Source organism: Streptomyces sp. NPDC088553 (assembly GCF_044752965.1).
In the GTDB taxonomy this organism is placed as follows: Bacteria; Actinomycetota; Actinomycetes; order Streptomycetales; family Streptomycetaceae; genus Streptomyces.
The window spans coordinates 1,150,803-1,158,630 of sequence record NZ_JBIVMG010000001.1; the positions used below are offsets into that span (position 1 = coordinate 1,150,803).

General features: G+C 68.4%; 7 protein-coding genes and 1 rRNA gene. All 8 read right to left on the bottom strand.

Features of this window, described 5'->3' with window-relative positions; genetic code table 11:
- Positions 1-12 precede the first annotated feature (12 nt).
- Entirely contained in the window at positions 13-756 is a 744-nt protein-coding gene (locus ACIP8Z_RS05130) for a MerR family transcriptional regulator (protein ID WP_402078820.1), read from the bottom strand.
- Positions 757-785: 29 nt separating this feature from the next.
- On the bottom strand, positions 786-1,748 hold the full coding sequence (locus tag ACIP8Z_RS05135; protein ID WP_402078940.1) for an FHA domain-containing protein: 963 nt from the start codon (positions 1,746-1,748) through the stop codon (positions 786-788).
- 61 nt (positions 1,749-1,809) lie between these two features.
- Positions 1,810-2,850, bottom strand: coding sequence for a DUF881 domain-containing protein (locus tag ACIP8Z_RS05140; RefSeq protein ID WP_402078822.1), 1,041 nt, complete (start codon positions 2,848-2,850; stop codon positions 1,810-1,812).
- On the bottom strand, positions 2,847-3,179 hold the full coding sequence (locus ACIP8Z_RS05145) for a small basic family protein (protein WP_015032176.1): 333 nt from the start codon (positions 3,177-3,179) through the stop codon (positions 2,847-2,849). The genes ACIP8Z_RS05140 and ACIP8Z_RS05145 overlap by 4 nt, the downstream gene beginning before the upstream one ends.
- Entirely contained in the window at positions 3,176-4,105 is a 930-nt protein-coding gene (locus ACIP8Z_RS05150) for a DUF881 domain-containing protein (protein ID WP_402078825.1), read from the bottom strand. Before ACIP8Z_RS05150 ends, ACIP8Z_RS05145 begins: the two co-directional genes overlap by 4 nt.
- Before the next feature lie 100 nt (positions 4,106-4,205).
- Positions 4,206-6,701 (bottom strand): sugar phosphate nucleotidyltransferase, encoded by a 2,496-nt coding sequence (locus ACIP8Z_RS05155; protein WP_402078828.1) that lies wholly within the window; start codon positions 6,699-6,701, stop codon positions 4,206-4,208.
- A 116-nt stretch (positions 6,702-6,817) separates the two neighbouring features.
- Complete coding sequence (locus ACIP8Z_RS05160) at positions 6,818-7,426, bottom strand: CDP-alcohol phosphatidyltransferase family protein (RefSeq protein ID WP_030316448.1); 609 nt, start codon at positions 7,424-7,426, stop codon at positions 6,818-6,820.
- Between the two features lie 149 nt (positions 7,427-7,575).
- Positions 7,576-7,692, bottom strand: a 5S ribosomal RNA gene (gene rrf / locus ACIP8Z_RS05165).
- Positions 7,693-7,828 lie beyond the last annotated feature (136 nt).

A 7,828-nucleotide genomic window follows, 5' to 3' on the forward strand; every position in this document is an offset into this window, starting at 1 on the left:
CCCCTCACGGGCTCACTGCAGCCGAATCCCGAGCGCGGTCTGTACGAGAGCGGCGTGCAGCCGCACCGACTGTGCGGCGAGCTCCTGTGCGGTGGCCTCCGCATGGGCTCTGGTCTGCGGGTTCCGGTGCCGACGCAGCGGCGCGACGACCTGCTCGATCAGTCCGGCCTCCCGGTCCGCGGCGGCCTTGACGGCCCTCAGATGCCGGGGTTCGAGTCCGAAGCGCCCCAGATCCGCGACGAGCCGCGCGACGGTCACGGTCTCGGGGTCGTAGCCGCCGGCGTCCGTCTCGGAGATCAGACCGTACGACTCCCACTCGAGGAGCTCCGTCTCGGTGACCTCGGCCGCGGCCAGCAGTTCGGCACGGCCGATCCGCGCGGCGGTGGGGGGCTCGGCGTCCTGCTCCCAGGCACCTTCGAGCAGGTCCCGCCGGCGCCCGGGGGTCGGGAGCTTGATCTGCTCTCCCCTGGCGAGGGCGTCGAGGTGCTCACGGATGACCTTCAGCGGAAGATAGTGGTCCCGCTGCATCCGCAGGATCTGAGCGAGCCGCTCGACATCCTGCGGGCTGAACTTCCGGTACCCGGAGGCCGTACGCCGGGGCTCCACGAGCCCCTCGGCCTCCAGGAACCGGATCTTGGAGATGGTCACTTCGGGAAATTCGTCGCGCAGCTGGTTCAGCACCGTGCCGATGCTGACCAGCCGGTCGCCCGCGGTGGCGGTGCCGGATCCGGCACCGCCCGTCGGTGTTCGCAGCATGGACCTTCCCTGAAGGCTTCTCCGAGGCGCTACATGCCCCGCTGGCTCGAGTAGAAGACCAGGCGGTACTTACCGATCTGCACCTCGTCGCCGTTGGACAGAACGACCGAGTCGATCGGCTCACGGTTGACGTACGTGCCGTTGAGGCTGCCGACGTCGGCGACGGTGAAGCTGCCGTCCTGGGCCCGCCGGAACTCGACATGGCGCCGGGAGACCGTGAAGTCGTCCAGGAAGATGTCGCTCTGCGGGTGACGGCCGGCCGTCGTCAGCTCACCGTCGAGCAGGAAACGGCTGCCGGAGTTCGGCCCACGACGCACCACGAGGAGCGCGGAACCGGACGGCAGGGCTTCGACGGCCGCCAGCGCCTCGGGAGAGAGCGAGGGCAGCTGGGTCTGGCCGGTGACCTCCGCGTCGTACGCCTCAAGGCCCGAGATGGAGATCGTCGACGTCGTCTCGGAAGCCCGCTCCGGAGCGACTCCACCCCGCAGCGGTGTGCCGCAGTGGGAGCAGAAACGGCTGTCGGCCGCGTTGCGGTGACCGCACCTCGTACACACCGGCATGGACGCATCCTCCTGCCGCGGCTGACCCGCCGAGGTCTGTGTCGCGTACGGATCGGGGGTAAACCCTCCACCCGTACTTGAGGTCGATGGTTCTCCGAAACCTATGCGGGCGGCCCCGGCAGGGTCAACAGACGACGCGCCGTACGCGCCGGGAACGTCACCGCCCTGGCCGCCGACCTCATCGCGGAACAGCGGGCGTTCGCCGCCCTGCTCCTCGCTCTGGGCATGGCGCGACGCGCGGTGCTTGGCGTTGCCGCCGTCCTCGCGTCCGCTCTTGCCGAACAACTTCGCAAAAAAACTCACGGGCGATTCCCCTTGACCGAAACAGACCCGCCCGTGGGGCAGGACGAACCGAGATCCATCACACCTGCCGACCCGGACACCTTCACAACGTCCGTATCCTCCGGACAGTTTCCACCACGCACCACAGATGTGGTGCGCCGACCCCCCGCAACGTCTTGCGCTTGTCGCGGGACCCCCCTGCGTCTCCCTCTCACTGCGAGGACGACTGAGCGTAGTCAGGCCGCTTCGCGGGCCGCAAGGCATCGACGATGATCTTCGCCGACCGCTCCACCGTGGCTGTGGCCTGCTCCTTCTCCAGGGTCTGCACGACGCCGCCGGGGATGTTGAGCGCGGGCTCGAGATCCTCCGGCTTGCCGATGACCTTGAAGACGTACGGAGCGGCCACCTTCGTTCCATCGATCCGCATGTCATCACCGCCACCGGTGAAATAACTGTCCGCGACCACCCGGACACCGTTGACCTGGATCGCCTCGGCACCGGCGGCGCGCAGCTCCTGGATGGCGTCGAGCAGCATGTCCGACTCGACGGCCCCGCTCGGGTCGCCGACGGTCAGCGTGATGCCGGGCCCCTCGGCCGCGACGGTGCCGGCCAGGATCCCGAGCTGCTGCTCCTTCTCCTGGGTCTGCTTGCGCGCCTCCTCGGCCTGGTCCGAGCTGGACTCCAGCTCGGTGCGCTGCTTCTCGAGGCGGGACTTCTCGTCCTCCAGGCGCTGCGTACGGTCGTCGAGCTCGTCGAGGATCCGGACCAGGTCCTCCTGGCGCGCCCCGCGCAGCGCGCTGTTGTCGCTGGTCGAGGAGACCTGGATGGCCAGGCCGAGACCGAGGACGAACAGCAACAGCGCGACGACGAGTTGGGCCCGGGTCACCCGGGGCGGCCACAGCGCGGAGGCGAGCCGCCGTCGCCCGCTCGGCTCGGCCGCGGGGGCGACCGGCGGCACGGGACCGGATCCGGGTACGCGGACGTCGTGGTCCGCGGCCGTGTCATGGACGGAATCCGAGGGCGCCTCGTGCTGCTCGCCCGTCGTACCGCCACGCGCGGGCTCGCCCGGGCTCTCCGGCTTCCCGGCGCTCTCCGGCTCGCCGGCACTCTGCGGCTTCCGGAGGCTCCCGGGCTCCCGCTCGTTCTCGGAGCTCCGGGGGCCCTGAGGCTCCTGGGGGTTCCGAGGCTTCTGGGGGTTCTGAGAGTTCTGGGGGTTCTCAGGGTTCTGCGGGTTCTCGCTCATCGGCCTCACGCCCGGAAGACATGGCGCCGGATGGCGGCCGCGTTGGAGAAGATCCGGATGCCCAGCACGACGACCACACCGGTCGACAACTGCGCGCCCACGCCCAGCTTGTCGCCGAGGAAGACGATCAGGGCGGCCACCACCACGTTGGAGAGGAACGAGACCACGAAGACCTTGTCGACGAAGATCCCGTCGAGCATGGCCCTGAGGCCGCCGAAGACCGCGTCGAGGGCGGCGACCACGGCGATCGGAAGATAGGGCTCGACCACCGCCGGAACCTCGGGGCGGACCAACAGTCCGACCACGACTCCGACGATCAGGCCCAGTACGGCGATCACGATGTGCCCTTCCCTGTGTCGGCCGTGGCCCGACCGGACGGCGTCGCCGCCCCGGCCCCCCTCGGCTCTGCGGTACGTACGGTCAGGCTCGGCGCGGCCGGCAGGCGCACGTCGCCCTCGGCCGTGATCCCGCTCCTGATCCCGAAGTTCTCCACCAGCGCGTGCAGGTACTGCCCGTCGGCGCTGTCCTGGAACGCGGTGCTCAGCCGCTGCCCGTCCCCGATCGCGAGGATGGTGTACGGCGGCACCAGCGGCTTGTTGTCGACCAGTATGGCGTCGCCCGCGGCCCGGATCGCGGACAGCGAGGTCAGTCGCTGACCGTTGATGGCGACGGCCTCGGCGCCGGACTCCCAGAGCCCGTTGATGATGCGCTGCATGTCCCGGTCGCGCACCCGGCCGGTGTCGGAGAAGCCGCTGCTCTCCCGCGGCCCGCCTCCCCCGGTGTCGGTGTTCTTGGCGTCGTTGACGACGAGCTTCACACCGGGGCCGTGCACGGGCGTCGCGCCCGAGAGCAGCCCCAGGAGCTCGGCCTGGTCGCCGCCGTGGTGCTGGAGTGCCTGCCGCTGCCGTTCGCCGACCTCGGACCGGATCCGCTCGACGTCCTGCTCCAGCTGTTCGGCCGAGGACGTCTCCGCCTCGATCCGGTCGATCAGCTCCTGCCGCTCCTTGGCGACGACGGGCGCCGAGATCCGCGCCTCGGCCGCGCCCACGGTCACCACGGCGGCGGCGAGCACCAGGCCCGCGGCGACGCCCAGCTTGGCCCGCAGGCTGCGGGGCAGCCCGCCGCCCTCGGCGGCACGCCGGGCGGTCGCCTCCGCGTAGCCGTCGTCGAGGGCGTGGTCTATCACGTTGTTCAGCAGCGACATGGACGCGTCCGGGCGCGGCGGCGGTGATCCGGTGCTCCGAACGGGGGGCTGCTGCGACATGCCGCACATCGTCGCACGTCGCACGGCCTACCGCCGAATGGCCCCTCCAGCCGGCGGGGAGGCACCCCGAGGGTGCTCCCCGCCGGCCGGTCCGATCCGCTCAGCTACCTGCGCTGTCGACCACTGCGGACCATTCGTCGAGCAGGGCCTGGGCGGAGGCGTCGTCGGGTCCCTCGGCCCACAGATGGGTGACGGCCTCGGCGGGGTCGGGCAGCACCATCACCCACCGCCCGTCGGCCTCGACCACCCGCACACCGTCGGTGGTGTCCACGGAGCGGCTGCCCGCCGCCTCCACCACCCGGCGCATCACGAGCCCCTTCACGGCCCACGGCGTCGCGATGTCCCTCTTGAGGACGTGCGCCCGCGGAATCCGCGCGTCGATCTGGCTCAGCGTGAGCTGGGTCCGCGCGACGAGACCGATGAGCCGCACGAAGGCGGCGGCCCCGTCGAAGACGCTGCTGAACTCGGGCACGATGAACCCGCCGCGCCCGTCGCCGCCGAAGATCGTCGACTCCTCGCGCCCGACCCTCGTGAGGTCGTCCGGCGAGGTCGTCGTCCACTCCACCTGCGTGCCGTGGTACGCGGCGACCTGCTCGGCGATCCGTGTAGTCGTCACCGGCAGCGCGACCCGCCCCGAGCGCCGCTCGGCCGCCACCAGGTCCAGCATCACCAGGAGCGCCCGGTCGTCCTCGATGATCCGACCCCGCTCGTCCACGAGCGAGAGCCGCTCACCGACAGGGTCGAACCGCACCCCGAACGCCGCCCGCGCGGATGCCACGATCTCCCCGAGGCGTACGAGCCCGGCCCGCCGGCTCTCGACCGACTCGGTGGGTCTGGACTCGTCGAGCCCAGGGTTGATCGTCAGCGAGTCGACCTGGAGCCGCCCGAGGAGGCTGGGCAGTACGAGCCCGGCGCTGCCGTTGGACGCGTCCACGACGACCTTCAGTCCGGCCTCGGCGATTCCGGAGGTGTCGACGTTCCGCAGCAGGGAGCCGGTGTACGAGTCGAAGACGCTCGCCGGGAAGGAGAGGTCGCCGATCTCTCCGGGGAACGCACGGCGGTACTCCTGCCGCGCGAACACCCGGTCGAGCTTGCGCTGCCCGCCCTGCGACAGGTCGGCACCACGCTCGTCGAAGAACATGATGTCCACGGAGTCGGGCACTCCGGGTGAGGTACGCACCATGATACCGCCGGCGCTTCCCCGCGCGGTCTGCTGCCGCGCCACCGGCAGCGGTACGTTCTCCAGGTCCCGTACGTCGATGGCACTGGCCTGCAGCGCCGAGATCACCGCTCGTTTCAGCGCCCGCGCTCCCCGGGAGTGGTCACGGGCCGTGGTGACGGTCGCGCCCTTCTTCAGGGTCGTGGCGTACGCCCCCGCCAGCCGGACGGCCAGCTCGGGAGTGATCTCCACATTGAGGATGCCGGAGACCCCTCGGGCCCCGAAGAGGTGGGCCTGACCGCGGGACTCCCAGATGACCGAGGTGTTGACGAAGGCGCCGGCCTCGATCGTCTTGAACGGGTAGACGCGGACGTTGCCCTGCACGATCGATTCCTCACCGACCAGGCACTCGTCCCCGATGACGGCTCCGTCCTCGATCCGGGCCGCCCGCATGATGTCGGTGTTCTTCCCGATCACACAGCCGCGCAGATTGCTCTGCTGCCCGATGTAGACGTTGTCGTGGACGACGGCCTTGTGCAGGAAGGCACCGCTCTTCACCACGACGTTCGAGCCGATGACGGTGTGCTCACGGATCTCTGCGCCGGCCTCGACCTTGGCGTAGTCACCGATGTAGAGCGGTCCCCGCAGCACGGCGTCGGGGTGTACCTCGGCGCCCTCGGCCACCCACACGCCCGGCGAGATCTCGAAGCCGTCGATCTCGACCTCGACCTTGCCCTCAAGAACGTCCGCCTGGGCCTTCACATAGCTCTCGTGGGTGCCCACGTCCTCCCAGTAGCCCTCGGCGACATAGCCGTAGATCGGCTTGCCTTCCTTCATCAACTGTGGAAAGACATCACCCGACCAGTCCACCGAAACGTCTGCCTGGACGTAGTCGAAGACCTCCGGCTCCATCACGTAGATGCCCGTGTTCACGGTGTCGGAGAAGACCTGGCCCCAGGTGGGTTTCTCCAGGAAGCGCTCGACCTTGCCCTCTTCGTCGACGATCGTGATGCCGAATTCCAGTGGATTCGGAACTCGGGTGAGACAGACCGTGACGAGGCCGCCCTTCTCCTTGTGAAAGGCGATGAGATCGGTGAGATCGAAATCGGTGAGCGCGTCCCCCGAAATGACGAGGAAGGTGTCGTCCTTCAACGCCTCCTCGGCGTTCTTCACGCTGCCCGCTGTACCGAGTGGCTTCTCCTCGTTGGCATACGTGAGCTCCATTCCGAGTTCCTCGCCGTCACCGAAGTAGTTCCTGACGAGGGAAGCGAGGAACTGCACGGTCACGACGGTCTCGTTGAGACCGTGCCTCTTGAGCAGTCGTAGGACGTGCTCCATGATCGGCCGGTTCACCACCGGCAGTAGAGGCTTGGGCATGCTCGAGGTCATAGGGCGAAGGCGTGTTCCTTCGCCACCGGCCATCACAACGGCCTTCATGTCGGAAGCGTCCTCCTTGAAGAGACGACGGTCCTGCCGACTTCACCTGTCCGCTCAGAAGCCCTCGGGCGTCCTCGTTGTTGCCGGCGACGCTGCTCGGCACAGGACGGACGGGCTCAATCGGCCGCGGTATCCGCCTTCACGAGTCGACGGACCTGGACCACGTAGAGGATCCCTGCCCACCAATACAGAGTTGTACCCCATCCTGCGAAGGCCCACCCGAAAACTTCAGCGAGTGACGAAAGCCAGCCCGTTCCGTCACTGAGAAGCAGCAACGGGAACGCGTACATCAAGTTGAAAGTCGCAGCTTTGCCGAGGAAGTTCACCTGCGGCGGCGGGTAGCCGTGACGGCGGAGGATTGCCACCATGACCAGGAGCATGGCCTCGCGCGCCAGGAGGGCGGCGGTCAGCCACCACGGCAGGATCTCGCGCCAGGTGAGGCCCACGAGAGTGGACAGGATGTACAGCCGGTCGGCGGCGGGATCGAGCAGCCGGCCGAGGTTGCTGATCTGGTTCCAGCGCCTGGCCAGTTTGCCGTCGAGATAGTCGCTGACGCCACTGAGCATCAGGACGAGAAGCGCCCAGCCGTCACTGTTGGGACCACCGAACTCCGGACGGAGAATCAACCACAGAAACAGCGGCACGCCGGCAAGACGCGCCATGCTGAGAATGTTGGGGATGGTGAGGACCCGGTCGGTCTGAACGCGAGTCTCCTGGACCTCCACCCGGGGGCCTCCTGCTGGGAACGTAAGGACGATGCCCCCTGACCTTACCCGCAGCCGCAACACCCCGGTGCACAGGGGGCGCCGACCGGGCCCGGAACGCAAAAATGCCTCAACCCCCGGACAAGGTCCGGGGGTTGAGGCTAAAAATTGTTCGGCGGCGTCCTACTCTCCCACAGGGTCCCCCCTGCAGTACCATCGGCGCTGAAAGGCTTAGCTTCCGGGTTCGGAATGTAACCGGGCGTTTCCCTAACGCTATGACCACCGAAACTCTATGAAGTTAACCAACCGGAATCGACACAGTTCGTTACTTCAGAACTAACACAGTGGACGCGAGCAACTGAGGACAAGCCCTCGGCCTATTAGTACCGGTCAGCTCCACCCATTACTGGGCTTCCACATCCG